The organism is Derxia lacustris (genome assembly GCF_002105195.1).
In the GTDB taxonomy this organism is placed as follows: domain Bacteria; phylum Pseudomonadota; class Gammaproteobacteria; order Burkholderiales; family Burkholderiaceae_E; genus Derxia; species Derxia lacustris.
This window is the reverse complement of record NZ_MUHU01000048.1, coordinates 1-1,368: the sequence shown is the minus strand read 5'-3', so window position 1 is coordinate 1,368 and position 1,368 is coordinate 1. Positions and strand designations below refer to the sequence as shown.

1 protein-coding gene and 2 pseudogenes are annotated in these 1,368 nt (G+C 58.1%); all 3 read left to right on the top strand.

The window, feature by feature from the left end; all coding sequences use genetic code 11:
* A pseudogene (locus B9P64_RS21645) lies at nucleotides 1-372 on the top strand (IS4 family transposase); the annotation flags it as partial.
* A gap of 28 nt (nucleotides 373-400) precedes the next feature.
* Nucleotides 401-1,195: an aminoglycoside O-phosphotransferase APH(3')-IIa gene (locus tag B9P64_RS21640; RefSeq protein ID WP_000572405.1), complete on the top strand. Its 795-nt coding sequence runs from the start codon at nucleotides 401-403 to the stop codon at nucleotides 1,193-1,195.
* Nucleotides 1,196-1,215: 20 nt separating this feature from the next.
* A pseudogene (locus B9P64_RS31370) lies at nucleotides 1,216-1,368 on the top strand (bleomycin resistance protein); the annotation flags it as partial.

Here is a 1,368-nt window from a genome sequence, read left to right as displayed (position 1 = left end):
GGGAAGCTTCTCGAGATTCTCATGTTTGACAGCTTATCATCGATAAGCTTCACGCTGCCGCAAGCACTCAGGGCGCAAGGGCTGCTAAAGGAAGCGGAACACGTAGAAAGCCAGTCCGCAGAAACGGTGCTGACCCCGGATGAATGTCAGCTACTGGGCTATCTGGACAAGGGAAAACGCAAGCGCAAAGAGAAAGCAGGTAGCTTGCAGTGGGCTTACATGGCGATAGCTAGACTGGGCGGTTTTATGGACAGCAAGCGAACCGGAATTGCCAGCTGGGGCGCCCTCTGGTAAGGTTGGGAAGCCCTGCAAAGTAAACTGGATGGCTTTCTTGCCGCCAAGGATCTGATGGCGCAGGGGATCAAGATCTGATCAAGAGACAGGATGAGGATCGTTTCGCATGATTGAACAAGATGGATTGCACGCAGGTTCTCCGGCCGCTTGGGTGGAGAGGCTATTCGGCTATGACTGGGCACAACAGACAATCGGCTGCTCTGATGCCGCCGTGTTCCGGCTGTCAGCGCAGGGGCGCCCGGTTCTTTTTGTCAAGACCGACCTGTCCGGTGCCCTGAATGAACTGCAGGACGAGGCAGCGCGGCTATCGTGGCTGGCCACGACGGGCGTTCCTTGCGCAGCTGTGCTCGACGTTGTCACTGAAGCGGGAAGGGACTGGCTGCTATTGGGCGAAGTGCCGGGGCAGGATCTCCTGTCATCTCACCTTGCTCCTGCCGAGAAAGTATCCATCATGGCTGATGCAATGCGGCGGCTGCATACGCTTGATCCGGCTACCTGCCCATTCGACCACCAAGCGAAACATCGCATCGAGCGAGCACGTACTCGGATGGAAGCCGGTCTTGTCGATCAGGATGATCTGGACGAAGAGCATCAGGGGCTCGCGCCAGCCGAACTGTTCGCCAGGCTCAAGGCGCGCATGCCCGACGGCGAGGATCTCGTCGTGACCCATGGCGATGCCTGCTTGCCGAATATCATGGTGGAAAATGGCCGCTTTTCTGGATTCATCGACTGTGGCCGGCTGGGTGTGGCGGACCGCTATCAGGACATAGCGTTGGCTACCCGTGATATTGCTGAAGAGCTTGGCGGCGAATGGGCTGACCGCTTCCTCGTGCTTTACGGTATCGCCGCTCCCGATTCGCAGCGCATCGCCTTCTATCGCCTTCTTGACGAGTTCTTCTGAGCGGGACTCTGGGGTTCGAAATGACCGACCAAGCGACGCCCAACCTGCCATCACGAGATTTCGATTCCACCGCCGCCTTCTATGAAAGGTTGGGCTTCGGAATCGTTTTCCGGGACGCCGGCTGGATGATCCTCCAGCGCGGGGATCTCATGCTGGAGTTCTTCGCCCACCCC